28 protein-coding genes are annotated in these 25,311 nt (G+C 39.6%); 18 read left to right on the top strand and 10 right to left on the bottom strand.

What is annotated here, in order from left to right; translation table 11 throughout:
* Window positions 1–224 precede the first annotated feature (224 nt).
* The 13 genes from LQE94_RS13240 (at window position 225) to dnaB (ending at window position 9,275) form a co-directional block, all read left to right on the top strand.
* Window positions 225–476, top strand: coding sequence for a hypothetical protein (locus LQE94_RS13240; protein ID WP_118737959.1), 252 nt, complete (start codon window positions 225–227; stop codon window positions 474–476).
* Between the two features lie 43 nt (window positions 477–519).
* Entirely contained in the window at window positions 520–1,056 is a 537-nt protein-coding gene (locus LQE94_RS13235; RefSeq protein WP_240577909.1) for an AlbA family DNA-binding domain-containing protein, read from the top strand.
* 5 nt (window positions 1,057–1,061) lie between these two features.
* Window positions 1,062–1,214 carry a hypothetical protein gene (locus tag LQE94_RS13230; RefSeq protein WP_240577908.1) on the top strand — a complete coding sequence of 51 codons (153 nt, stop codon included), beginning with the start codon at window positions 1,062–1,064 and terminating at the stop codon, window positions 1,212–1,214.
* Window positions 1,215–1,224: 10 nt separating this feature from the next.
* Window positions 1,225–1,731 (top strand): YkgJ family cysteine cluster protein, encoded by a 507-nt coding sequence (locus LQE94_RS13225; RefSeq protein WP_118737958.1) that lies wholly within the window; start codon window positions 1,225–1,227, stop codon window positions 1,729–1,731.
* A gap of 8 nt (window positions 1,732–1,739) precedes the next feature.
* Window positions 1,740–2,753: a DUF7309 domain-containing protein gene (locus tag LQE94_RS13220; protein ID WP_118737957.1), complete on the top strand. Its 1,014-nt coding sequence runs from the start codon at window positions 1,740–1,742 to the stop codon at window positions 2,751–2,753.
* A 231-nt stretch (window positions 2,754–2,984) separates the two neighbouring features.
* Window positions 2,985–3,803, top strand: coding sequence for a class B sortase (gene srtB, locus LQE94_RS13215; RefSeq protein WP_118737977.1), 819 nt, complete (start codon window positions 2,985–2,987; stop codon window positions 3,801–3,803).
* 10 nt (window positions 3,804–3,813) lie between these two features.
* Window positions 3,814–4,002: a DUF951 domain-containing protein gene (locus tag LQE94_RS13210; RefSeq protein WP_022074690.1), complete on the top strand. Its 189-nt coding sequence runs from the start codon at window positions 3,814–3,816 to the stop codon at window positions 4,000–4,002.
* 121 nt (window positions 4,003–4,123) lie between these two features.
* Window positions 4,124–4,411, top strand: a complete 288-nt coding sequence (gene rpsF / locus LQE94_RS13205; protein ID WP_022074689.1) for a 30S ribosomal protein S6 — start codon at window positions 4,124–4,126, stop codon at window positions 4,409–4,411.
* Window positions 4,412–4,426: 15 nt separating this feature from the next.
* Window positions 4,427–4,879 (top strand): single-stranded DNA-binding protein, encoded by a 453-nt coding sequence (locus LQE94_RS13200; RefSeq protein WP_022074688.1) that lies wholly within the window; start codon window positions 4,427–4,429, stop codon window positions 4,877–4,879.
* Window positions 4,880–4,918: 39 nt separating this feature from the next.
* Window positions 4,919–5,185, top strand: coding sequence for a 30S ribosomal protein S18 (rpsR, locus tag LQE94_RS13195; protein WP_022074687.1), 267 nt, complete (start codon window positions 4,919–4,921; stop codon window positions 5,183–5,185).
* Between the two features lie 225 nt (window positions 5,186–5,410).
* Window positions 5,411–7,456, top strand: coding sequence for a DHH family phosphoesterase (locus LQE94_RS13190; RefSeq protein WP_240577907.1), 2,046 nt, complete (start codon window positions 5,411–5,413; stop codon window positions 7,454–7,456).
* Between the two features lies 1 nt (window position 7,457).
* Window positions 7,458–7,907 (top strand): 50S ribosomal protein L9, encoded by a 450-nt coding sequence (rplI, locus tag LQE94_RS13185; protein ID WP_022074685.1) that lies wholly within the window; start codon window positions 7,458–7,460, stop codon window positions 7,905–7,907.
* A gap of 21 nt (window positions 7,908–7,928) precedes the next feature.
* Window positions 7,929–9,275, top strand: coding sequence for a replicative DNA helicase (dnaB, locus tag LQE94_RS13180; RefSeq protein WP_117992051.1), 1,347 nt, complete (start codon window positions 7,929–7,931; stop codon window positions 9,273–9,275).
* 95 nt (window positions 9,276–9,370) lie between these two features.
* On the opposite strand, the gene LQE94_RS13175 is transcribed toward dnaB, so the two are convergent.
* Both LQE94_RS13175 and LQE94_RS13170 read right to left on the bottom strand, forming a co-directional pair.
* Window positions 9,371–9,970, bottom strand: coding sequence for a helix-turn-helix domain-containing protein (locus LQE94_RS13175; protein ID WP_118724924.1), 600 nt, complete (start codon window positions 9,968–9,970; stop codon window positions 9,371–9,373).
* A gap of 298 nt (window positions 9,971–10,268) precedes the next feature.
* On the bottom strand, window positions 10,269–10,439 hold the full coding sequence (locus LQE94_RS13170; RefSeq protein WP_022074555.1) for a DUF362 domain-containing protein: 171 nt from the start codon (window positions 10,437–10,439) through the stop codon (window positions 10,269–10,271).
* A gap of 218 nt (window positions 10,440–10,657) precedes the next feature.
* Between LQE94_RS13170 and LQE94_RS13165 the strand changes: the two genes are divergently transcribed.
* Window positions 10,658–11,824 (top strand): substrate-binding domain-containing protein, encoded by a 1,167-nt coding sequence (locus LQE94_RS13165; protein ID WP_240577906.1) that lies wholly within the window; start codon window positions 10,658–10,660, stop codon window positions 11,822–11,824.
* 112 nt (window positions 11,825–11,936) lie between these two features.
* Here LQE94_RS13165 and LQE94_RS13160 read toward each other — a convergent pair whose 3' ends face one another.
* From LQE94_RS13160 to LQE94_RS13150, 3 genes are all read right to left on the bottom strand, one after another.
* A complete protein-coding gene (locus LQE94_RS13160) occupies window positions 11,937–13,340 on the bottom strand; it encodes a sensor histidine kinase (protein ID WP_022074936.1) in 1,404 nt (467 codons plus the stop codon).
* A 76-nt stretch (window positions 13,341–13,416) separates the two neighbouring features.
* Window positions 13,417–14,118 (bottom strand): response regulator transcription factor, encoded by a 702-nt coding sequence (locus LQE94_RS13155; RefSeq protein WP_022074935.1) that lies wholly within the window; start codon window positions 14,116–14,118, stop codon window positions 13,417–13,419.
* A gap of 13 nt (window positions 14,119–14,131) precedes the next feature.
* On the bottom strand, window positions 14,132–16,507 hold the full coding sequence (locus tag LQE94_RS13150; RefSeq protein WP_240577905.1) for an endonuclease MutS2: 2,376 nt from the start codon (window positions 16,505–16,507) through the stop codon (window positions 14,132–14,134).
* Between the two features lie 143 nt (window positions 16,508–16,650).
* Here LQE94_RS13150 and LQE94_RS13145 point away from each other — a divergent pair, with 143 nt between their 5' ends.
* The 4 genes from LQE94_RS13145 to LQE94_RS13130 are packed head-to-tail and all read left to right on the top strand — an operon-like array spanning window position 16,651 to window position 21,015.
* Complete coding sequence (locus LQE94_RS13145; RefSeq protein WP_240577904.1) at window positions 16,651–17,967, top strand: S1C family serine protease; 1,317 nt, start codon at window positions 16,651–16,653, stop codon at window positions 17,965–17,967.
* Window positions 17,968–17,988: 21 nt separating this feature from the next.
* Window positions 17,989–18,948 (top strand): 3'-5' exoribonuclease YhaM family protein, encoded by a 960-nt coding sequence (locus tag LQE94_RS13140; RefSeq protein ID WP_022074932.1) that lies wholly within the window; start codon window positions 17,989–17,991, stop codon window positions 18,946–18,948.
* Window positions 18,948–20,612, top strand: coding sequence for a 23S rRNA (uracil(1939)-C(5))-methyltransferase RlmD (gene rlmD / locus LQE94_RS13135; protein WP_240577918.1), 1,665 nt, complete (start codon window positions 18,948–18,950; stop codon window positions 20,610–20,612). The genes LQE94_RS13140 and rlmD overlap by 1 nt, the downstream gene beginning before the upstream one ends.
* A 31-nt stretch (window positions 20,613–20,643) precedes the next feature.
* Entirely contained in the window at window positions 20,644–21,015 is a 372-nt protein-coding gene (locus LQE94_RS13130; RefSeq protein WP_117636582.1) for a TnpV protein, read from the top strand.
* Between the two features lie 79 nt (window positions 21,016–21,094).
* Here the strand turns inward: LQE94_RS13130 and mobQ are convergent, their stop codons facing one another.
* The 5 genes from mobQ to LQE94_RS13105 form a co-directional block, all read right to left on the bottom strand.
* Window positions 21,095–22,804, bottom strand: a complete 1,710-nt coding sequence (gene mobQ / locus LQE94_RS13125; RefSeq protein WP_117996605.1) for a MobQ family relaxase — start codon at window positions 22,802–22,804, stop codon at window positions 21,095–21,097.
* Window positions 22,805–22,939: 135 nt separating this feature from the next.
* Window positions 22,940–23,161, bottom strand: coding sequence for a hypothetical protein (locus tag LQE94_RS13120; protein WP_005428277.1), 222 nt, complete (start codon window positions 23,159–23,161; stop codon window positions 22,940–22,942).
* A 169-nt stretch (window positions 23,162–23,330) separates the two neighbouring features.
* Window positions 23,331–24,188 (bottom strand): ATP-binding protein, encoded by an 858-nt coding sequence (locus tag LQE94_RS13115; RefSeq protein WP_005428275.1) that lies wholly within the window; start codon window positions 24,186–24,188, stop codon window positions 23,331–23,333.
* Window positions 24,185–24,901, bottom strand: coding sequence for a replication initiator protein A (locus LQE94_RS13110; protein WP_005428274.1), 717 nt, complete (start codon window positions 24,899–24,901; stop codon window positions 24,185–24,187). Before LQE94_RS13110 ends, LQE94_RS13115 begins: the two co-directional genes overlap by 4 nt.
* A gap of 24 nt (window positions 24,902–24,925) precedes the next feature.
* A complete protein-coding gene (locus tag LQE94_RS13105) occupies window positions 24,926–25,309 on the bottom strand; it encodes a hypothetical protein (protein WP_005428271.1) in 384 nt (127 codons plus the stop codon).
* Between the last annotated feature and the right edge of the window lie 2 nt (window positions 25,310–25,311).

Raw genomic sequence — 25,311 nt, 5'->3', positions numbered from 1 at the left:
CCAAAAAACTACACGGACACAATGGAAAATCCGGATTTTCCCTCACAAATCATACGAAAAATCACCATTTGCACACCGCAATACACCGGTCTGATATCGTGAAGGTGGATGTACTGTAGGATCAGGACGTGTTGCTACAATCATCGAGTAATCTTTGATTTAATATCATAGAGATTTAAATACAACAACTATTAGGATATGTAGATAAAATATGTACGAATAAAGTGACGGATAAAAATGGAAGACTTATTAGGGGTGGTAGTAATACTCAGTTTTATTTATATGCTGTATGTGATTTGGCTACAAAAATGATAAAAGTGGCAGAAGATAGGGATTTTATCGAAACTCCGGATAAGTTAGGGATGGATAAATATCATGAAAAGAAGCACGCATATATAGAACTTATTTCATACGATAAACTTATTGTGGATGCCGAAAAACGAAATAAAGTTTTATTTGAAAAATTGGGAATTTAGCAGTCAATAATAAGAATCTATATTTTGCAAAATAGAAAGTGAGATGAGCAATTTGAATAATACTTTTGACCTTTCAAAATTTGATGAATACAGAGAAGACAACAGAAGAGAAGTGAAAAAAGCAGAAGGTGGTCTGCCAGTTCCTTTGTGGGATATCTACTCTTCCTTTGCAAATTGCTATGGTGGAGTCATTATTCTTGGTGTCAAAGAAAATAAAGATGGCAGTTGGAGAACTACCGGTCTTCAGAATGTGTCTAAGATTCGAAAAGAATTCTGGGATACCATCAACAATTCTAAGAAAGTGAATATTAATCTCCTGTCGGAAGATGACGTAGAGATGTATGAAGTTGGTGACGATAAAGATGTTAAGATACCGTTTAAAATGTCTGGTGGTGAGCGTATTGACGATACTCTAGTGCACAAGGCACTACATGAAGCCTTGGCAAACTGTCTTATTAATGCAGATTATCATGGTTTACGAGGTGTTGTAATCCGTAAAGAACCGGACAAGCTGATTTTGGCAAATCCGGGCTATGTCAGAATGGGTAAAAAACAGATAAACAGCAAGAAAAGATTTTAAATCATATGGAAGAGAATAAAGAGTATCGTTTGCAGGATTTTTGTGATTTGTTAGGTCTGAAAGAGACTCGAACAAAAGAGATTTTGAAACCACTTATATCTGAGGGAAAAATTTCTGTTATTGGAAAGAATAAAGACCGACGATATAAATCGGGATAGGAGGCATCATATGCTACACCCGGATAAAGTTGGAGTAGAAGCCAAGAAGAAAGAAGATGAAAATTTCAAATTTCGTAGGTTTTTGAAAGGACATGCAGATGAGGAAGAATTAGATGAGCAGTTTCTGCGACTGCATAAAGAACTATTCGCTGATTACGATTGTAGTATGTGCAGAAATTGTTGCAAGATGTACAAGGGAAGTATACCTGAAGAGAATTTAGAAAAGGATGCGGAATATTTGGGGATTACAGTAGAACAGTTTATTGATTTCTTTTTGGAAAAAGAGGAATTGGGACTCGGGTATCATACGAAACATAAGCCGTGTGATTTTTTGCAGGAAGATGGAAACTGTAAACTTGGGGATTGTAAACCGGATAGTTGTAAGAAATATCCTTATACAGACCAGCCGGAAAGGTTGTGTAGTTTGTTGGGGATGTTAGATACTATTTCCATCTGCCCGGTTGTATTTGAAATATTTGAGCGTTTGAAGAAAGAATACGGATTCAAGAGAAGCTAAGGGGACATATGAGAAAAGAGGCATCTATAGAACAATGGAAAACGTTGTATGAGGCAGGAACACGCATTAAGGAACTGAAACCATGGGAAAAGTTCTGGGATATGGATTTAATTGGCATCAGATATGGTACTGAAGAGGAAACGATTTTCTTCAGTATACTGGGGCGAGACGGTGATTGTTATGGAATAGCCGTCTATGAAGGATACGAGGGATTAAATAGTTTTCTCATGCTTACCATGCAGGAGAGCATGAATCTGGCTCCTGGATATGCGATGTTTAACCAAAGAAATCTTACCTGCTATTGGGGTAATCGTGACGAACTATCTAATAGGCAAAGAAAGCTTATTAAGGAATTAGGATATACATATCGCGGAAAAAATCAGTGGCTGTATTTCCTGTCTTTCGAGCCGGGATATTATCCATATAATATGGATGAGGAAGAAGTATTGCGTATGAGCGAGTATTTACAGGATTTGGAACTAGCTTTGCGTTACTATGTTGATACAGAAATGCAGGTTGATTTTGAATCGGGAAATATGTTTCTGCTTTCTTTTGGAAAAGATAAGAAAATATGGAATTTTGGTGAAGAGCCACTTCCTTTTACAGCTTTTCAATTTGGGAATCTACTGATTACAGATGAAGTTTTGCTCTCAGACCTGGGAAAAGCCCCGAAATGCAATGCTGTTTTAGAGGCGGATGTATCTGTGTTAGGAGCATCAGTTACGGATAAAAAATATGATCGCCCTGCAAATCCGGCATTGTCGTTATTAGGAGATGCAAATACAGGAACTATCATTAAATTTGAAATGCTTGAACCGGAGGATGATGCGATTGTAATGTTGGCAGAAATTCTGATAGGTTTCATTTTTCAATTTGGAGCACCGAAGGAAATAAGGGTGTCAAATGTAATTGTGGAAGCCGGACTTGACCAGATATGTAATGTATGTGGTATTAAACTTCGTAGAGTAAAAAGATTAAAAGGATTGGAAGATTTCAAATATAGTATGCAAAGATTTAGATAGTAGCAGTTTGTCAGGTTGAAAGAAATATCGGATAGCTGTACATTATGTTTTCCGTTTGATATAATAGATGAGCTTGAGCAGGAATATCTAGCAGATGAGTATTCAACGCCGGTATCAAAGTGGAAAGGTTTCTACATCCATTTTCAACACAGTTGTGTATACAGATACCAGAACGAAGTTGAATTTATTGAAAAAATATTTATTGTCTGGAATTGTAAGGAAATAAAATGCATGAGTAAAAGAAATAGAAAACCAAATAGAAAAAAGAAAAATAAGGCAGGTAATATCATTTCCAAAATTATATTGATTATAGCATTGTGTGTCTTTGTATTTTCAGGTTATCAGTTGATCAAAAATATCCTTCCTTATTATCAAGGAGGAAAAGATTATGATGAAATAAAGAAACTGGTAATTGAAAATGAAACTCCAACAGAACAGGACACTTCAGGTGAAGAACAAGTAGGGGAAGCAGCTTCAGGATTCAAAGTAGATTTTGCAACATTATTAGAAATGAATCCAGATACGGTAGCGTGGATTCGATTTGATGAGCCGTCGATCATCAGTTATCCGGTAGTAAAAAGCCAGGATAACAATGAATATTTGACAAAGACATTTACAGCAAATGACAATAAATTGGGAGCAATCTTTGTTGATAAAGACTGTGCATCAGATTTTTCAGGAAGAAATACGTTAATCTACGGACATCATTTGAATTATGGCGGGGAGATGTTTTCGAGATTAAATGAATATGCGGATGAGAGCTTTTGCAAGGCACATCCATATTTCTATATTTACACACCAGATGGAAAAACAAGAACATATCAGGTGTTCAGTGCAGGTGTGGTCAAAGATACAGCAGACAATTATATACTGTCCTATGCGACAGATGAGGATTTTATGAAATATATTGAACTGTGCAGGAGTACATCTAATTATGCTGTGGATGTAGAGGTAAATGTACAATCCAAGATCGTAAGTTTGTCTACATGTACGAATGTAAATGAGGATGAAAGATTTTTGTTGCAGGGTGTATTAATAGAAGAGAAATAGGAGGAGAGGCATGGAAGATCGTTTTGCGGTAGGAGACATTATCCGGATGAAGAAGCCACACCCATGTGGAAGTCATGAATGGGAGATTCTTCGTGTGGGAGCGGATTTTCGTTTGAAATGTGAAGGATGTGGGCATCAGGTCATGGTGTCTAGAAAATTGGTTGAAAAAAATACAAAAGAAATACGAAAAAAGGCTTGAAAGAAATAGAACACTATGATAAAATAGCAAATTGTGACATGCCGTTTAAATAAACGGTTGAAAACATTTCCTTGCTCTCGTGCAAAGTCGAGGGCCAGAGACCAAAAGGAGGTAAAAACACATGAACAAGTATGAATTAGCTGTTGTTGTCAGCGCTAAAATCGAAGACGACGCTAGAGCAGAAGTCATTGAAAAAGTGAAAGATCTGATCACTCGTGTAGGTGGTAATGTAACAGACGTCGATGAATGGGGTAAGAGAAGATTTGCTTACGAAATTCAGAAGATGAAAGAAGGATTCTACTACTTCATCCACTTCGAGGCTGAGAGTACTGTTCCTGCAGAGTTGGAACAGCGTATCCGTATCATGGATCACGTTCTCAGATATTTATGCGTTAGACAGGATGCATAATAGAAAGAGGTATATATGAACAAGGTAGTTTTGGTAGGAAGATTAACCAGAGACCCGGAAGTTAGATATTCTCAGGGTGACAGCTCAACAGCAGTTGCCAGATATACATTAGCAGTAGACCGCAGATTCAAAAGAGATAATGAGCCAAGCGCAGATTTTATTCCGTGTGTTGTGTTCGGCCGTTCAGGTGAATTTGCAGAAAAATATTTCCGTCAGGGAATGCGCGTTTCCGTTTCCGGTCGTATCCAGACAGGAAGCTATACAAATAAGGATGGCGTAAGAGTCTACACTACTGAGGTAATCGTAGAAGAACAGGAATTTGCTGAAAGCAGAGCAGAGAGTGAAGCGAACAGAGGTGCGTTCCACCAGTCAGCTCCTAGCCAGGCAGCACCATCACCAAGCGTTGATGCCGGAGATGGCTTCATGAATATTCCAGATGGAATCGATGAGGAGTTACCGTTTAACTAAAGTCTGACTTCCAAATGAATAATTATGGAGGTAAACGAAATGGCTTACGAAAAAGGTAGCAAACCAGAAGGCGGCTTCAAGAGAAGAGGCCCAGCACGCAGAAGAAAAAAAGTTTGCGTATTCTGTGGTAAAGAAAATAACGAAATCGATTACAAAGACGTTGCAAAATTAAAGAAATATGTTTCTGAAAGAGGAAAAATTCTTCCAAGAAGAATCACAGGAAACTGTGCAAAACATCAGAGAGCTCTTACAGTAGCAATCAAGAGAGCAAGACACATTTCTTTGATGCCATACGTTCAGGACTAATTGAAATGATAGAGTTGTCATACTTTTGTGTGGCAGCTCTTTTTTTATATTTTATGAGAAGTCTGATGCGAAAAAATCCCAGTGGATTAAATGTGTAAAAAGTGATATACTAGAACTCAATAATGGGGTAATAAGATTGTTCATTCGTGAACGGATACAGAATAATTACATATTTACGTGCATACTCAAGGGGAGAGTCGAGTATAGCCTGAAAGGGAAAGTTTCATGGATAATAGAAATGTGCGTTTAAAAGGGCAGCTGCGAATGTATATGCAGTGGCCGGTCATTATGACAATTCTTCTGGTCGCTATGAATATATGGATGTATAAGGTAGACCGGAAAGCCGGCTTAATGATGTCGGTATTTGTCATCATCTATATGGTAATTGTAGGCGTGCTGTATTTCTACAATCGCTCATTAATTCTTGCGGACATGATCCAATTTTCCACACAGTACAAGGGAATCCAAAATACACTTTTGAAAGAACTTGCAATTCCGTATGCAATATTGATGGCAGATGGAAGGATATTGTGGAAGAATGATAGTTTTGAAGAACTGTTTGTAGATCAGAAGTGGGAAAAGTATATGAACAAACTGATTCCGAAGCTGAATCGCGGTGTATTTCCAAAGCAGAATATGGAACAAGTGGAATTACAAGTACAGTACAAGGAACGCGATTATCAAGTGACACTTAGAAAGGTGTCGATGGAAGGATTCAGTGAGAAAGAAGAAGTGCTCCAGATTCCGAAAGAACAGGAGTATTTTATTGCAGTTTACATGACAGATGTTACAGAATTGAATGAGTATATCAAAGAGAATGAAGACCAGCGTATGATTGCAGGACTCATTTATATTGATAACTTTGACGAAGTCATGGAAAGTGTTGAGGAAGTGCGACAGTCCTTATTAATCGCATTGATTGACCGAAAGATTAACAAGTATATCGGAGATGTAGATGGAATTGTTAAGAAACTGGAAAAGGACAAGTATTTCATTGTAATCCGAAAAGAAAGCTATAAGAAATTCGAAGCAGATAAATTTTCGCTGTTGGAAGAGGTAAAACAAGTCAATATTGGTAATGCCCGCTCAGCGACATTAAGTATTGGATTAGGATTAAATACAGCAACATATGCTCAGAGTTATAACTATGCCCGTATAGCAATCGATCTTGCACTTGCAAGAGGGGGAGACCAGGCAGTAATTAAAGATTGCAATGGCATCACATACTTTGGCGGTAAGAAAGAGATGACTTCAAAAAATACACGTGTGAAAGCGCGTGTCAAAGCAGAAGCGTTGCGTGAATTTATTGTTGCCAAGGATCAGGTTATTGTTATGGGACATAAGATTGCGGATGCAGACTGTCTTGGAGCTTGCATGGGAATTTATCGAGCTGCAAAGGAATTGAAGAAGAAAGCGCATATTGTCATGAACAGTGTGCCAAGTTCTGTTCGTCCATTATATGATGAGATTGTGGACAGTACTGCATATGAGGATGATATTTTCCTAACATCAGAGAGAGCAATGGATTATATCAATGATAATACGATGATTGTCGTGGTTGATACAAATAAGCCACAGATGACAGAGTGTCCGGAGCTGCTTAAGAAGTCGAAGACAATTGCTGTATTGGATCATCATAGACAGAGCAGTAATATAATTGAGAATGCAGTTTTGTCTTATGTAGAGTCGTATGCGTCATCTGCCTGTGAGATGGTAGCAGAAGTACTTCAGTATATTGTAGATGATATTAAGATTCCAAGTGTTGAGGCAGATTGTCTGTATGCAGGAATCATGATCGACACGAGAAACTTTATGAACAGAACGGGTGTCAGAACATTTGAAGCCGCTGCATTTTTGCGAAGATGCGGTGCGGACATTACAAGAGTCCGTAAGATGTTCAGAGATGACATGGATTCATATAGAGCGAAGGCAGAGGCTGTCCGTATGGCAGAGGTATATCGCAAGGAATTTGCAATTGCAGAGTGTCCGAGTGATGTTGAAAGCCCGACTGTTCTTGCTGCGCAGGCTGCAAATGAGCTGTTGGATATTAGTGGAATCAAGGCATCATTTGTCTTGACTATTTATGAGGGCAAGATTTATATGAGTGCCCGTTCTATTGATGAGGTAAATGTTCAGATTGTTGCGGAAAAACTTGGTGGAGGCGGCCATATCAATGCTGCCGGTGCTCAGTTTGATCATACCGATATGGAAGAAGCAATCAAGGCGTTAAAACAGACGATTGATAAAATGATAGAAGAAGGAGATATTTAACATGAAAGTTATTTTATTACAGGATGTAAAATCCCTTGGAAAAAAAGGTGAAATCGTAAATGTAAACGATGGATATGCAAGAAATTTTATTTTGCCAAAGAAGCTTGGTCTTGAGGCAAATGGAAAAAATATGAATGATCTTAAGCTTCAGAAGAATAATGAAGCAAAAGTTGCAAAAGAGCATCTTGAAGCTGCAAAAGAGCTTGCAAAACAGTTGGAAGCAGGTAAAGTTGAAGTTGCAATTAAAGTTGGAGAGGGCGGAAAAGTATTCGGTTCTGTCTCAAATAAAGAGATTGCAGCAGAGGTAAAGAAGCAGTTAGGACTGGAGATCGATAAGAAGAAAGTACAGCTGAAGGATGCATTAAAAACACTTGGTACACATAAAGTGCCTGTAAAGCTTCATCCTGAGGTAACAGCTGAAGTGACAGTAGAAGTAAAAGAAGAAAAATAAAGACGTTCTTAAGGGGAATGTATGGAAGAAGCAGTAATTAAAAGAATTATGCCGCACAGTACAGAGGCAGAGCAGGCTGTCATAGGAGCCATGCTGATGAATAAAGATGCAATTATGGAGACATCTGAGATTTTGCATGGTGAGGATTTTTACCAGACTGCTTATGGAATTTTGTTTGATGCGATGGTGGAGATGTTTCATTCTGGCAAACCGGTTGATCTGATTACATTGCAGGAACATTTAAAAGAAAAAAATGCTCCGCCGGAAATTGTCAGTATGGAGTATGTCCGTGATTTGTTGATGAATGTTGACACTTCTGCAAATGTAAAGTATTATGCGCAGATTGTCCAGGAGAAATCGACATTAAGAAAACTGATCAAGATTAATGAAGAAATCGCCAATACCTGTTATATGGAAAATCGTCCGCTTGAGGAGATTTTGGAAACGACAGAAAAAAAGGTATTTGAGTTAGTTGAACGGGGAAATGTACAAGAATATGTTCCTATTAAGCAGGTTGTGTTAAATGCGTTGGATGTAATCGAAAAAGCATCCAAGACGAAGGGAACAGTAACCGGTATTCCAACCGGCTTTATAGACCTGGATTATAAATTATCCGGATTACAGCGTTCGGACTTAGTTTTGATCGCTGCCCGTCCTTCTATGGGAAAAACAGCGTTTGTGTTAAATATCGCACAGCATGTTGCATTTCGCGAAAATCTGGCAGTTGCAATATTCAGTCTTGAGATGTCGAAGGAACAGCTGGTTAACCGACTGTTCTCGCTGGAATCTCATGTAGATGCACAGGTGCTTCGAACCGGTAATTTAAAAGATACAGATTGGGAGAAGCTGATAGAAGGAGCAGGACGAATTGGAAAATCGAAAATGATCATCGATGATACATCCGGTATTTCAATTGCAGAGATGCGTTCGAAATGTCGTAAGTATAAGATGGAGATGGGACTGGATCTTATCATTATTGACTACTTACAGTTGATGAGTGGAAGCGGTGGAAGAAGTAATGAGAGCCGTCAGCAGGAAATTTCAGAGATTTCACGTTCGCTTAAAGGGCTGGCAAGAGAGCTAAATGTTCCGGTTATTGCACTTTCGCAGTTGAGCCGTGCAGTAGAATCCAGAACAGATAAGCGTCCTATGTTGTCTGACTTGCGTGAGTCCGGAGCCATTGAGCAGGATGCCGATGTATGTATGTTTATTTATCGAGAAGATTATTATATTCCAGATACGGAAGATAAAAACATTGCTGAGATTATTATTGCAAAACAGCGTAACGGCCCGATTGGTACAGTGCGACTGGCATGGATGCCTCAGTATACAAGATTTGGAAACGAACTGCGACAGCAGGATCAATAGTTGGGAGAACCGGAGAGCCAAGGGGACGGAGTTAGTGGCTTTTTGCTACGCAAAAAGCCACTAACTCCGTCCCCTTGGCTCTCCCCGGTTCTCTCCTATGTAAGAATTTTTCGAAGGCGGGTGAGAGGAGTATCTTTCACGGCCTCTTTTCGAATTGTCTGTTGCTGTCGGATCAAGGTGTCAAGTTTACGATAATGTTCTTCTTCCTGACGTTCATTTGCCTGAAAAAGAAAATCTACCTCTCGCAGAACATCCTGAGTTACTTTTTTGCTAATGTTTGTTTCCAGCGTTTTATTATTTTCAGTTACAACTTCTGTCAATACATCCCCAATGAGATTACGAACCTGTTCCAATTGAGTGATAGGAATTACATCAGCAGAGTCCACTTCTTTTTTAGTGATATCAGTGGATGTTACATTTGCCGGAAGTTTAGCGGTTTCTTTTGGCTCGGTTAATTTTTCTTTTGCGATTGTTAATTCATGAATCATAGGTTTCAAATCTTTTAGCATAACGCCTTCATCTTTTAGTTTTTGGATACATCGGAATAGTTGTATATCATCTTCAGTATAGTATCGGTGTCCCATTTCTGTACGGCCGATTTTCAAATCCAGTTCATCTTCCCAGTAACGAAGTACATGAGCTTCAACATGAACTTGTTTAGCGGCCTCAGAAATCATAAATCTGACTTCACCCATAAAATATAGATACCTCCTTAAGATATTCGGATAACAAGTCTAATAGAAATGATATAAATATGAATCATGTTCCTTAAACAAGTATAGCATAGAGTATACTTATTGCGAGGGAAAATCGTTCGTCAAATTCTGCGCAGAGAAGACAAAAAGTTACTGGGAACAGTAACGATAAAAACGAGGTTATAAAGAAATATTGAGAAAAAACAAGTAAAGCAATAAAAAAGAAAGCCCTACGCCATCTGATATCAGATGAGTAAGGCTTTCTTTTTTGTGATCACTTTGCTTTATAATATGATTCTTAAGCTTCAGAAATAGCTCCTGTAGGACATGCAGCTTCACAAGCTCCACAGTCAACACAAGCGTCTGCATCTACAACGTATTTGCCATCTCCTTCAGAAATAGCGCCTACTGGACATTCGCCTTCGCAAGTACCACAGCTTACACATTCATCACTAATTACGCGTGCCATAGTATGTACCTCCTTCGAAAAATTACAACATTTTTCTGTTGTTATTCTCTATTCTAATACAAATGTGTAGAATATACAAGCAGAAAATTATTACAGTATAAGTTGCAAAAAAGAAAGATTTAAGAAAAAATTCCTTTTATTTTCACAATAATCGTGTACAATAAGTAAGGTACAGTAAAGCAAATACAATAATTTGTTATAAAAAGGGGAGATAATGAATGAAGAAAAGATGGATGACTATTACAGCAGTTGTAATGGCAACGACATTCATGATATGTGCATGTGGAAAACAGCAGGAGCAGACAACAACATTTACCGGAAAAGAAACGGAAAAGCCAGAATACCAGGGGAATCTTAATGCGATATCGCCTGCGGCATATAATAATGTGGAAGGCTTGAATCTTGAGCCGGGTACATATATTTCAATTATCGGAAAAGATGATTCATCATCTTATTGGACGAATGTTAAAAAAGGTGTTATGCAGGCTGCGGACGATTTAAATAAAGAGCTTGGCTATAAAGGCAGCGATAAGATTAAAGTTACATATAATGCACCGGCAAAGTCAGAGGACATCGATGAGCAGGTGAATATTCTGGATGAAGAGCTGTCGCGCTATCCGGATGCGGTTGGAATAGCAAGTATTGACAGTGCTGCATGCAGTGTACAGTTTGACTTGGCAACAGCAAATGGAATTCCGGTCATTTCACTGGACTCAGGAAATGAGTATAAAGGAATCCAGTGTATCGTAAAGACTGATAATGAAGATGCAGCCCGCACAGGAGCATATAAATTGGCCAACGAAATAGGAGATGAAGGACAGGTTATCCTTGTTGTACATGATTCCAATTCTGAGACAGCAAAAGAAAGAGCAAAAAGTTTTGAAGAGGAGATAAAAAATAATTATCCGTCTGTATCAATCGTAGAAACGATATATTGTGATAAGCTGGATGATTTGAAAAAGAAGATTGCAGTAGAAAAGGATCCAAATATGTCAGAAGACCTTCAAAAGGCAGCAGTAGAGAAGATGACAGATGATGAAGTAATGCAGTATTATTTGGAAAAATATCCTGATTTAAAAGGTGTGTTTGGAACAAATGAATCCTCAACAATTTTTGCTCTGGAAGCATTGCAAAAAACAGAGCTTGCAGGCAAAGTGGCACTTGTAGGATTTGATATCAGTGAGGAACAAATCGCTGCAATGAAGAATGGAGAAATCTCAGGACTTGTAGTGCAGAATCCATTTGGTATGGGATATGCTTCCGTTGTTGCAGCAGCGAGAACCATATTGCAGAGTGGAAATGAAGCAGTTGTAGATACAGGATATATCTGGGTTACAAAAGATAATCTGGAAGATGAATCAATTCAGAATATGTTGTATAAATAGAGCCAAAGGGGATGGGAGAGCCAAATGGGGACGGAGTTAGTGGCTTTTTGCTACGCAAAAAGCCACTAACTCCGTCCCCTTGGCTCTCCCATCCCCTTTGGCTCTCCCTGCCTTAGCTTCGAGTAAGCGAAAAAATAAATTCTGTTCCGACACCTTCTGTACTGATGACATTAATATGTTCATCGTGAGCTTGTATGATTTCTTTTACAATAGAGAGCCCAAGTCCGGTTCCTTTTTTGTCTTTTCCACGAGAGAGGTCTGATTTGTAAAAACGTTCCCAGATTTTTCCCTGGTCATTTTTAGGAATACCGATACCGGTATCTTTGACAGAAGTAAAAATCTTGTCGTTTTTCAGTGTGACTTCGACGGTGACAGTAGAATCATTGTCGCTGAATTTGATAGCGTTATCGATTAAGTTATATAGTACCTGCTGGATTTTTCGTCGGTCGGCATGGACCAGAACTGTTTCGTCTACCAGTACTAATTTAATTGAAACATGTTTTGGAGTGCAGACTCCTTCAAAGGATGCAGCGGTATGCTTGATCATTTCCTGCAAGTCAAAATCGGTTTTATCAAGCAAAAGTTCTTTTGTATCAAATTCATTTAAGGTGAGCAGGTCATTGGTCAAATCAGTCAAACGTTCTGTTTCAAATAAAATGATTCCGAGATACTTCTCATATAATTCCGGCGGGATTGTTCCATCAGACATAGCCTGAACATACCCTTTCATAGAAGTAAGAGGAGAACGGAAATCATGAGAAACATTTGCAACGATTTTCTTTTGATAGTCTTCCATATCCTTTAACTGCGCAGCCATATAATTGAGAGATGCTGACAGATATCCCATCTCATCCTGTGTGTGTACAGGAGTTTCATACTCAAGATTTCCAAGCGCATATTGTTTTGCAGCATCTGTAATCTGTCGGAGAGGGAGAAGTATAAAATATTGAAAACCAATCAGAAAAATAAATGCCATAATATAAATTACGAAAATAGTAATATAGAAAGGTTTCATCAGCTGAACACAAATGTTGTCAATATAAGATACAGGGGTGTGGATTAAAAGATATCCCTTGGTATCAAATCCTTGTATAACAGGTGCGATGACTGTAATCATATTTTCTTTGAAATATCCATGATAATCACCTATTAAATATTGATTCCCAGCGGTTTCAGCCGGATCGAAATCAGCAATAGAAGAAGGCGCACTTGTATTATTCCAATTGCTGGCAGTAATGATTGTTCCGTCTTCTGATACAAACCAGAGAGAAGAATTCATGTAGATCTTCATTGCACTTAATTGAGTATGTACAGACCAGGCAGTAGTTTCGCCGGAAAAATAAGAAGGCAGATAATTGGTTGTAAGGATATTGGCCTCTTTGTACATGTTTTGTGCGGTGTTGACTTTAAGAGTCTCAATTAAAAGCTGATTTCCAAGAGTGGCGGCAGTGAAAAAGCTCAAAAATCCAAAAATAATATATAAAATAATAAACTTTAAATTAAGTGTACTTTTCATAGATAGATAAGCCTTTCTTATTTTTTTATATAATCATTGCCGTACAGCTAAAGGACCGTACGGCATAAGAACATAGTTATTTTGTCTCAAATTTATATCCGATACCCCAGACAGTGCTAAGCCCCCAGGAATCATGATTTTTGATTTTTGCACGAAGGCGTTTAATATGAACATCAACAGTGCGGGTGTCTCCAATATATTCATATCCCCAGATCTGATCTAATAATTGTTCCCTTGTAAATACCTGGTTTGGTGATGATGCAAGAAAATAAAGCAGTTCCAGTTCCTTTGGTGGCATGTCGACCTGTTGTCCATCACAAACGACAGAGTAATTGGTCAAATTAATAATAAGTCCGTCATATTCTACACATTTAATCTTCTCGGCAGCAGCCGGTTCCGGACGGACTGGCTGATAACGGCGGAGAACGGCACGTACACGGGCAACCATTTCTTTAGAGTCAAATGGTTTTAAAATATAGTCATCTGCACCAAGCTCCAGCCCGAGCACCTTGTCAAAAACTTCTCCCTTGGCGGAAAGCATGATGATAGGCGTAGCAGATTTGGCACGAATTTCGCGGCACACCTGATAACCGTCAATGCCTGGAAGCATAAGATCCAGAAGCACAAGATTTGGCTGATAAGTGTCAAATGCGTTGAGTGCATCTTCTCCGTTATAGACCATTTTAGTATCGAAACATTCCTTTGTCAGATAAAGAGAAATAAGCTCGGCAATATTTTCATCATCATCTACGATTAAAATTTTCTGTTTTGTGACCATTTCAAATTCCTCCTTATTTCAATTCTACAATAGTAACACCGGCATCACCTTCGCCGTATTCAGCAAGTCGATAAGACTTGACGTGTTTCTGACGGCGTAAGTATTCATGAATTCCCTTTCTCAAAGCACCGGTTCCTTTTCCATGTACGACACGGACACTGTTCAGATGAGAAAGAAGTGCATCATCCAGATATTTATCCAATTCAGAAACGGCTTCATCGACAGTTTTTCCAAGTAAATTAATCTCTGGACTTACAGAAAGTGATTTGCTCATTTTGATTTTACCCTTCGAAGTTCGCTTCATTGCTTTTGGACTGTATGGATTCACATCCTCGATAATTTCCAGGTCAGAAATATTTACCTGAGAACGTAAGATACCCATCTGTACAGTTACATTTCCACGAGAATCTGGTTTAGAACTAATCGTTCCTGTCAGATTCATACTGAGAACCTTAACAGATTCGCCAAGTTTAAAATCGGACGGCTTATAAGCTTTTTTCGGCTTCTGTGCTTTGATTGTAGATGCAGCAGAAGTGTCTTTGATTTTTTTGCGAAGTCGTTCACGTTCCTTTTCCATATCAGCTGCGGAAATGTTTTCCTTTCCAAATTTACGGAAATTCTTAATTGTTTCGTCGGCGACATCTTTGGCATCACGCAAAATAGCGTTTGCTTTTTCATTTGCTTCTCGTAAGATACGTTCCCTTTGTTCATCCAGTTTGTCTTGTTTTTGGCGAGTCTGCATCTTTAAAGCTTCAATCTCACGTTTATATGCAGCAATTTCCTCACGTTCTTTTTCAATCGTGCGTTTGCTTGTCTCAAGATCAGTCATCATGTCTTCAAAAGAGACGTCCTGTTCAGTCAGTCGTTTTTTCGCATCTTCAATAATATAATCCGGAATTCCAAGCTTGCTGGAAATTGCGAAAGCATTACTCTTACCAGGGATACCGATTAATAAACGATAGGTTGGCTTCAGACTTTCTACGTCAAATTCACAACAGGCATTTTCAACACCCGGAGTAGATAATGCATACACTTTTAATTCACTGTAATGTGTAGTAGCCATTGCCCGGATTCCACGCTTGTGTAAATATGAGAGAATGGCAGTGGCGAGGGCAGCTCCCTCTGTCGGGTCAGTTCCGGCACCTAACTCATCGAAAAGTACAAGAGAATTCTCATCTACATCTTGCAAAAAGGAAACGATATTCGTCATATGAGAAGAAAATGTACTTAAACTTTGTTCGATACTCTGTTCGTCTCCGATATCAGCATAAACCTGATGAAATACAGCCAGTTCGGAATGGTCGCCGGCTGGAATATGAAGTCCTGCCTGTCCCATCAATGTCAGTAATCCAACAGTTTTAAGAGACACCGTCTTACCGCCGGTGTTTGGTCCGGTTACAATTAATAGTGTAAAATCCTTTCCGAGAGAAATTGTAATTGGAACAACTTTACGTGCATCCAGTAGCGGATGACGTCCCTCACGGATATAAATACGTCCTTCGGTGTTAAAAAGCGGGCGGCTTCCGTTCATTTCCAATGCAAGACGTCCTCTTGCAAAAATGAAGTCTAAGTCAGTTAAAGAGCGATAGTCTGTTCGGATCTCTTCGATATATTCTGCAGCATCCTCGCTTAGACGAGCCAGGATCACCTGGATTTCTTCCTGTTCTTTCGCATATAATTCCTTCAGATCATTATTTAATTTCACAACAGCCATAGGTTCGATAAATAAAGTAGAACCCGTAGAAGACTGATCGTGGATCATACCCTGTACATTTCCACGGCATTCTGCTTTGACCGGCAGACAATAACGGTCTCCGCGCATTGTGATAATCGGATCCTGCAAATAAGTTCTAAGAGAACCATTTACAAGATTTGTTAAGGTAGCATGTACTTTGTCATTCATATTATTGATATTACGTCGGATGTGCTTCAGTGTGCTGCTGGCATCATCGCTGATTTCATCTTCGCTGATGATACAGCGCTCAATCTCATTTGCCAAAAGAGTCAGAGGCTCTAGTTGTTCAAAATAGGCATCCAGACAATCAGTAAGTTCATCTTGTGTGTCATGACGGCCATATGCTTTGACACGTCCGGCTGCTTGAAGAAGCTTGAGAATGCGGAGTAATTCGCCGCTTCCGAGAGCTGCGCCAACCTCCAGACGTTTCATGGACTCTTCCACAGGAGCGGCATCGCTGAAAGAAATACGCCCTTTTTTAATCAGTCTGGTAAATGCGGCAGCAGTCTGTTCCTGAGACGTATTAATCTTATCCAGATTAGTCATCGGCTTCAGTTTACGACAAAGCTGTCTGCCACGGAAGGAAGATGCCTGTTCTTCCAACATGGCAATAATTTTATGATATTCTAATTTGGTTAATGTTTTCTGATTCATAATCTATCCTTTTTATAAAAATATTAATTAAAATACTATTTTACCAATCCTCATTATAGCTTATTTACAATCCATTGGAAAGGATAATATTGAACAATCCGCGGGAATACGTTATACTGATTTGGTAAAGGAGACTGCAGCGTATGTCGAAGGAACAGAAAGAAAAAAACAGTGACAATTCAAGTGCTGATGAGAAAAAAGATACAAGGAAAAGTCAAAAAGAAGCAGGAGAAAACTTTTCTTTTCTTCAAGAGACTGTAAAGACAAAAAAGAAGAGCGGGAAAAGCCGAGTTATGCAATATATACGGAATATATTGTATGGTACAATTTTCGGGATTTTTGCCTGCTGTAGTTTTTTTGCGCTCAAACCATGGGCAGAAGAGATATTTTATCACGATGAGACAAAGGTAACGATACCTGTTGAGGATGGAGATACAGCACAAGACGATGATTCACAAGACGATGCAGATGATTCACAGCTTAGTACCGAGACTGCGGCAGAACACTATGAAGAAATGTTGGACAGCATGTATTCTATAGCAGAGAAAGCAGAAAAAAGTGTTGTAATAGTTCAAGCGACCGAAAAAGGGGACTGGACAACAGAGACTATGAATCTGAGACAATCTTCAGGAGTGATCGTAGGTGAAAATTCGAGGGAAATACTTGTTTTAACAGACGCTTTGATCTGTAAAGAAGCAACGCATTGGAAAGTGACATTTAACGGGAAGGAAGAATCTGATGCGGCATTAAAAAAACAAGACAAGAATAGAAATATTGCAGTGTTTAGCATAGATAAGAAAAATGTTTCCGATGCGACACAAAAGAGAATCGAAGTAGCCACATTTGGCAATTCAAATACTTGCAAAAGAGGACAGGTTGTTATTGCACTCGGATACATATTTGGCTATGATGATGGCTTAAGCTATGGTGTGATCAGTTCCAAATCACAGGAGGCGGTATTTGATGACAGCCAGTGTCAGGTGCTCAGTACAAATATTTCTTTAGCCGAAGGCGGTACAGGGATTCTTGTGAATCTAAAAGGAGAAGTATTAGGGCTGATCCGAAGTGATGTATTGAAGGACACAGGAAGCAGGACAGCAAATGCACTTGCGATTTCAGATTTGAAGGAAGTGCTTGAGATGATGTTAAACGGAGAAAGTGTACCATATCTGGGAGCGTATGGAAATGCTGTGACAGAAGAAATTTCAGAACAGCAGCACATACCAATCGGAGTATATATTACGAATGTACAGTCAGATTCTCCGGCGATGGATGCGGGAATCCAGCATGGAGATATTATTCAGGAAATTAAAGGAATGACCGTGACAGGAACAGCATCATATACAAAAGCGATTGAAAAGTGTACCGTGGGTGAAACAATAAAAGTCTGTGGACAACGCCGTGGAAGTAATGGATATGTAGAAGTGACATATAATGTCACGATAGGAAGTAAAGAATAGAGATAGAAAGAGGAAATAATAATGAAATATATTAAAGAGCTGCATGAGGGTGAAACGATCAGAAGTATTTATCTGTGTAAAGGAAAACGCTCAGCCGAGACAAGAAACGGAAAACCATATGATAACCTTATCTTACAGGATAAGACAGGTACGTTGGACGGAAAGATATGGGATCCGAACTCTCAGGGGATTGCAGATTACGACGAGAAGGACTTTGTTGAAGTTGTCGGAGATGTAATTACATATAACAATAATTTACAGTTAAATATTAAACAGCTTCGTATTGCAAGTGAAGATGAATATAATCCGGGAGACTACATGCCGACTTCAGAAAAAAGTGTAGATGGTATGTATGAGGAATTACTGGGGTATATTCGCAAAATTTCCAATCCATATTTACGACAGGCTGTAGAATACTATTTTGTAAAAGACGAAGCATTTATCAAATCCTTTAAAGGACATTCAGCAGCAAAGACAGTTCATCATGGATTTGCAGGAGGGCTTTTGGAGCATACTTTGAGCGTGACTAAGATGTGCGAATACTTTGCAAATGCATATGATATTTTAAATGCAGACTTATTGTATGCATCAGCAGTTTGTCATGATATTGGAAAGACGAAAGAACTGTCAAATTTCCCAGACAATGATTATACAGACATTGGACAGCTCGTTGGACATATTGTGATAGGAGTTGAGATGATAGGAGAGGCAATCCGTACAATTCCAGATTTTCCGGAAAAACTGGCAAATGAATGGAAACACTGCATCGTAGCACACCATGGAGAATTAGAATATGGTTCACCAAAGAAACCGGCACTGGCAGAAGCTGTGGCACTGAATCTGGCAGATAATGCAGATGCAAAGATGCAGACATTAAAGGAGATTTTCAAAGATAAATCAGGAACAGACTGGTTGGGATATAATCGTCTGTTTGAATCAAATCTTAGAAAAACATCATTGAGTGAGGAAAGCAAATCATGATGCAGAAAAATGAAACTGCGATTGTAACCATTGAAGACATTGGTGTCAATGGTGAAGGAATCGGAAAAGTAGACGGATATACATTATTTATTAAAGATGCTGTAATTGGCGATGTAGTAGAAGCGAAGGTTATGAAAGCTAAAAAAAATTATGGTTACGCAAGACTGATGAAGATCATCACACCATCGAAAGATCGTGTGACACCAGTCTGTACATTTGCCAGAAAATGTGGCGGATGTCAGATTCAGGAAATGTCGTATGAGCAGCAGCTTCAATTTAAACATAATAAAGTACGTGGTAATCTGGAGAGAATCGGTGGATTTTCTCCAGAACTTTTAGAAAAAATCATGGAGCCGGTTGTCGGAATGGAAGAGCCGTTTCACTATCGAAACAAAGCCCAATTTCCATTTGGAACAGATAAAGAGGGGAATCCCATTACAGGATTCTATGCGGGTAGAACACATGATATTATAGCAAATACTGACTGTGCACTTGGAGTGGCAGTCAACAAAGAAATATTGGAGAAGACCCTTTCGTTTATGAAAAAATATCAGATTCCGTCATACGATGAGAATACAGGAAAAGGTCTGATTCGTCATGCTCTTATCCGGTATGGATTTACAACAAAAGAAATCATGGTTTGTTATGTAATCAATGGAAAACACATTCCACATGTTGAAGAGCTTGTAGAGACATTGCGAGAACTGGAAGGAATGACAAGTATTACATTTAGTTCCAATACAAAAAGAACAAATGTGATCATGGGTGATTCTTATGAAATAATTTGGGGACAAGGATATATTACAGACTACATCGGGGATGTAAAATATCAGATTTCTCCATTGTCATTTTACCAGGTTAATCCTGTACAGACAGATAAATTGTATGGGCTTGCATTGGAATATGCGGATTTAAAAGGGCATGAGACAGTTTGGGATCTGTACTGTGGAATTGGAACGATTTCATTATTTTTAGCACAGAAAGCAAAACAGGTTTACGGAGTTGAAATTATTCTACAGGCCATTGAAGATGCTAAGAGAAATGCAGCGATCAACGGATTTGAAAATGCAGAATTTTATGTTGGAAAAGCAGAAGAAATTTTGCCAAAATACTATGAAGAATATGCAAAAACACATGACGGAGAAAGAGCTCATGCAGATGTTATTGTGGTAGATCCGCCACGTAAAGGATGTGATGAGACATTGCTGCATACGATGACAGAGATGCAGCCAGATAAAATTGTCTATGTAAGCTGTGATTCGGCGACATTGGCAAGAGATTTGAAGATATTGTGCGAGAGAGGATATTGCCTGGAGAGAGTCAGGGCGGTAGATCAATTTCCAATGTCGGTGCATGTGGAGACAGTTGTTCTTTTGTCCCAACAAAAACCAGATGACACGATAGAGATCGACTTAGACCTGGACGAGCTGGATGCCACCAGTGCCGAGTTGAAAGCAACCTATCAGGAAATCAAAGATTATGTGCTGAAAGAATTTGGCTTGAAGGTTTCAAGTTTATATATTTCTCAGGTAAAACGCAAATGTGGAATTGAAGTGGGAGAAAACTATAATCTTCCAAAATCAGAAAATGCAAGAGTTCCACAATGCCCGAAAGAGAAGGAAGAAGCTATCAAGGCTGCCCTGGAATATTTTGCGATGATCTAAGGGCATCGCTGATTTCAAGGAGGAATAACACATGAAAAGCACATTTGAAAAAATGGGTGGAACCTACACACTTGGCGCAGACGGAATTTACTATCCGAATCTTGTCAGTACAGATGAAGAACCGTATTATGGAAAATATGGAATGATACGAAAAACGTATTTGAAAGAGCATCGTCCGGCAATATATTCACTGTATATATTGGAGGACAGACTGGTGGAACATCTGAATGCTGTGGACGATGAAGCACAGGAGAGGATGGATATTCTGGTGTGTCAGATGATGAAGAGGCAAGGTATTACAGAAGAAACGAAAGCCTGTGACCAGATGGCTTGGGTAGGAACGGTAAATAATATCCGAAATGCGGCGGAAGAGATTGTGTTGAAAGAATTGATTTACAGGTAGACAAAGAGCTGAACAGGTAGGACGAAAAATCCTATTTGTTCAGCTCTTTGTGTTTGTACGGGTTCAAAGAAGAATCAAATTACAATTCTATATCATGTGATTTTTTCTTAGTTCGGACAGGCTGATTTCGTCGCATCTCTTGTTTTCTCTGATATTCAAGTTCCCAGGCACGATGGGAGAAAACATCAGGATCTTCAACATTGAGATAATCTACTTCATTAGCTGCAATATCACGACGGTGATAGTCATAATATTCACCAAAAGTACCTTTGAGCTGCTCAATCAGTTTATCTCGGAAAGTAGGTCGTATCTGGATTCTGGCATCCAGTAATTCAGTGTATTGCTCCGGGTCAGGACGGAATTTTTCCTCTTGGAAAGCGACAGCATCTTTTTTAAGCTGCCCTTTGAGAGACATATCTTGAGAATCGAGAATATCCAGATTCTTATCCATCTGGTCGTATTTTCTGGAAAGGCTCGCCATATCTTTCTCTGTGGAGCATTCAGCCTGAAACAGCAGCTGTTCTTTGACAGATTTCAGTTCCTCGATTTCTTCTGTTACGGTTGTAAGCTGCTGATTTAACTTTATATGCTGGAATGGATTTAGAATACTGGTTTTACTTTTTTGCACATTTAGTTCTTTCTTTTCAGTAACTTTCGCTTTGAGCTTTTTCTTAATGGTATCATATTGATTCAGGATAGGACGAAAATGCTGCATCCAGTCATGGATCACTTCTTTTTGCATTTCATTATGAAGTAAATGATATTGTGTAAAAATCATATGATTTCGGATTGCTTCTAATGTTTCTGCAATTACCGGAATAGATTTTTCGACAGCTTGGGCAAATTTTTTCACCTGTGCTTTTAATTCCCGAAGCATTTTGTTATCTGCACGAATCTGACGGTTGATTTCACACCGGTCTGCTATCATGCCTTTCTTTTCCATATTCTGGGCAATGTAGCCCTCATGGATGGTTGGCTGTTCTGTGATTCCCTGAGCTGCAAAACTGCGGTGATCAATGGCGGCATTTATCTGATTAAGGGCAAGCATTTTATTTACGGCATCTGCCCAGTTTGCTCTCCAGAGGCAGAGCTGTTCCTCACTGTTCCATTGTTCGGAAATCGGGTTTTGTCTGCCATACCGGGTGCTTTTTGGATGTTTGTCGATACGTTCATAACCTTTCTCCTGTGCTGCCGAGGGAGTCAGATATACTTTCTTTTTCCCAGCTTTATAACGATACTGTTTTTCCCAGCCCTCTTTCTGAGCATCCTTAAATTCAGAAGCAGTAAATCCCTTTTCCTCTCCATCTTTGATGCATAGATATTCTTTTTCGGTTTTATACTGCCATGTTCCGTTTTCGTTTAATGGACGGACAGTAAGTAGAATGTGTGCATGGGGATTGTGACCATCTGTATCGTGAATGGCGAAATCGGCACACATTCCCATATCTACAAAATTCTTTTGAATAAAATTCTGAAGAAGAGAAATATTGCTGTCTTTATCCAACTCAATAGGGAGTGCGACAACAAATTCTCTTGCCAGTCGGCTGTCTTTTGTTTTTTCAGCAGCTTCTACAGCATTCCAGAGTTGCTCCCGGTTTTTCCATTTAGGCGGAGCCATAGGGGGAAGCATTACTTCCTGATAGATCAGTCCATGTTTTCGGGTGTAGTCATGCTGGATGCCATCGTAATCATTGTATATGCGGCTACAGCTCATATAAGCAGATGCAGCGACAGCAGACCGCCCGGAACCACGGCTGACGACCTTGGCTTGCATATGATAAATTGCCATATCTGGCACCTCCTTTCGATGTTGCCTGCAACAGCGGATAGCCCTCGGCAGAGCGCACGAGCCCCGTAGGGGATACCACCGCCCGATTTATCGGGTGGTGAGTAAGTGCGCCCTTCGGGAGTAGAACTTGTGTATTTACATTCCTCTTAGCCGGAGCATCAGCTCCCGCTTTAGGGTATCTAAATCCATTTCTTTAATATGTGGAGCAATGCTTTCCAGAATCGCTCCTTCTTGAATCAATCTGCGTGTTCTGGCATTACGTTCCTTTTTACGGTTTCTTGCTTCGATTTCTTCCAGTCTGTGTTTTGCCTGTAAAAGCACTTTTTCTTCTGGTGTCATAATTCTTTTATTTGCCATATCTGGCACCTCCTTTTTATGCCCGTATCCGGGCGATTTAGTTTTAAAATCTTGTGGTTTAGTACTATAGTTTTAGATAACTGACAGTGGCATGTCTCTGGTGATAAATAAGAAAAGAAAGTAGTACTACTGTCAGTGAAAAATAGTTATTGTGCGATGCTGCTTTGTTTCAACTCTGGTTTGAAGTGTGATTATCTAACAGAATTTTTTTCGTTTTTTTTAAATTAGCTGTTGCATTGTCCTGACGGATATTCCGGTTATTGATACGGATGGGAACACATCTCTCCAGAATCCGGTCATAAATTCGCTTGTGTGCGATATCAGCGGCGTTATTCAGCTCTGATAAAGTGAGATTGGTTGTTATGATCAGGGGCTTTTTACTGCGGTAACGGCTGTCAATCACATTGAATACCTGTTCCAGTGCAAAGTCAGAGTTCCGTTCAATTCCGAGGTCATCAATGATCAGAAGGCTGTAGCGGTTTAAGCTGTGGATGAACTGATTCCTGTCTTCAAAATGCATTCCGGTAAGGGTATTCAGAATCCGGGAAAAGTTGGTCATCAGTACCGGGACGCCTTTTTCCAGAAGGGCATTGGCAATGCAGCCTGCAAAGAAAGATTTTCCAGTACCGACATCGCCCCAGATGAGAAGTCCGGAAGCGTTTGCTTTCATCTCTTCCCAGTTACTTACATAATTGTGTGCAAGTTTCATTTCCGGATTGCTGCCGTTATCTTTGGCAAAGGTGTAGTCATAAAGTGATTTGTCCTGTAAGCCGCTGGTTTTGAGATGCTCTATTTCCATTTGCTTTTCATGAAGTTTTCTCTGGGCTTCCTCCTGTTCAAAGATCTCCTGCTGGCACTTACAGCGGATGGAAGGAATAAGAACCTTTCCCTGTAATTCATGCCTGCACTGTCTTGGCGTATTGCATTTGGAACAGTAGATCAGGTGATTTGTTTCGTTAAAATATTCATCAGACTGAAGCTCTCTGTTTGGTGTGATAGCTGTTGGTTTTTCTGTAAATGTTGTCATAATGTTTCGTATTCCTCACTTTCATAATTTCGTTGCCGGGAAACAGGATGATCCTGTCTTGCCCAACGGATGATGGTAGCTGCATGGTTTTGGTATTGCTTTCCGGTAGAAGCCATATAACCGGATAAGCGTTCCATATAGTCCTGCCAGTCAGGGATTGTCTGCCGGATATTTTCCAGCTCCGTCTCTGACAGAAAAACATTTTGAAATGTTCCATAGGGTGAGCGTGGCTCTTTACTCCCTCTTATTGTTAAATGGTTCTTTTTTATCTCTTTCTTATTACTGGACAGTTTTCTGTCTGTATCAGGGAAAGAATCCTGTCTGTCAATAGGACAGTTTTCTGTCTGTCTTGAGGAAAGAATTCTGTCTGTATTGCTGAGGGTTTCTTTCGGGATTTTTACATAGATCCGATTAGGGTGTCCGGGTCCCTGCCGTTTTCGGAAGATAAGCTCTTGTTTTTCCAGTACTGCCAGAGCAGTTTTCACCGTCATCTGGCTTTTGTGGAGAACTTCTGCCAGTGCTTCAATCGTAAAGTAGAGGAACACATGACCATTTGTATCTGACCAGCCCTCATTTTTCTGGGAAAGCCTTGCACGGTCGAGCAGGATCATATAAAGCATTTTGGCAGTTTCGTTTATTTCCATGTCCAGAAGAAAACGGGGAAACATCATATAAGATGGCAGGCTTGTGTCTGCTGTCAGAAAGTCCGTCATGTGTTCACCTCCAATCACAATGGTTTATTCTCCAAGAAAATCCCAGTCTATATCACGATCCGGCTGTTCTTTTTCAGGAGCTGGAAAGGGCATCCTGATGGGGGATTCCCTTTCCAACATGCCTGCAGTCAGCCCGGACAGAAAAATCGGCAATGACTGTTTCAGGCTGTGTTCTACTGCTTCTACAATCTGTTTCACAAAAAGTTCTTCCCGTTCCCTTGTTTCCAGATAGGGATCAGCCTGAGTGCGGTAGTAGCGGTCAAAATAATCGACCAGTGCAAGGGAGATTACCTGGCTGTAAGATTTAAAATTCTGTCTGTCCATCGTCTGTAAATATTCCCAGGCTCTCCGCTGCTGGTCTTTGTCCAGATTAAATCGCAGGTTTGTGTTGCGGATATGGTTCTGCATGG

This window comes from Mediterraneibacter sp. NSJ-151 (genome assembly GCF_022487435.1).
GTDB classification, from domain to species: Bacteria; Bacillota; Clostridia; order Lachnospirales; family Lachnospiraceae; genus Schaedlerella; species Schaedlerella hominis.
The sequence above is the reverse complement of the archived record's forward strand: the minus strand, read 5'-3'. Positions and strand labels throughout refer to the sequence as shown.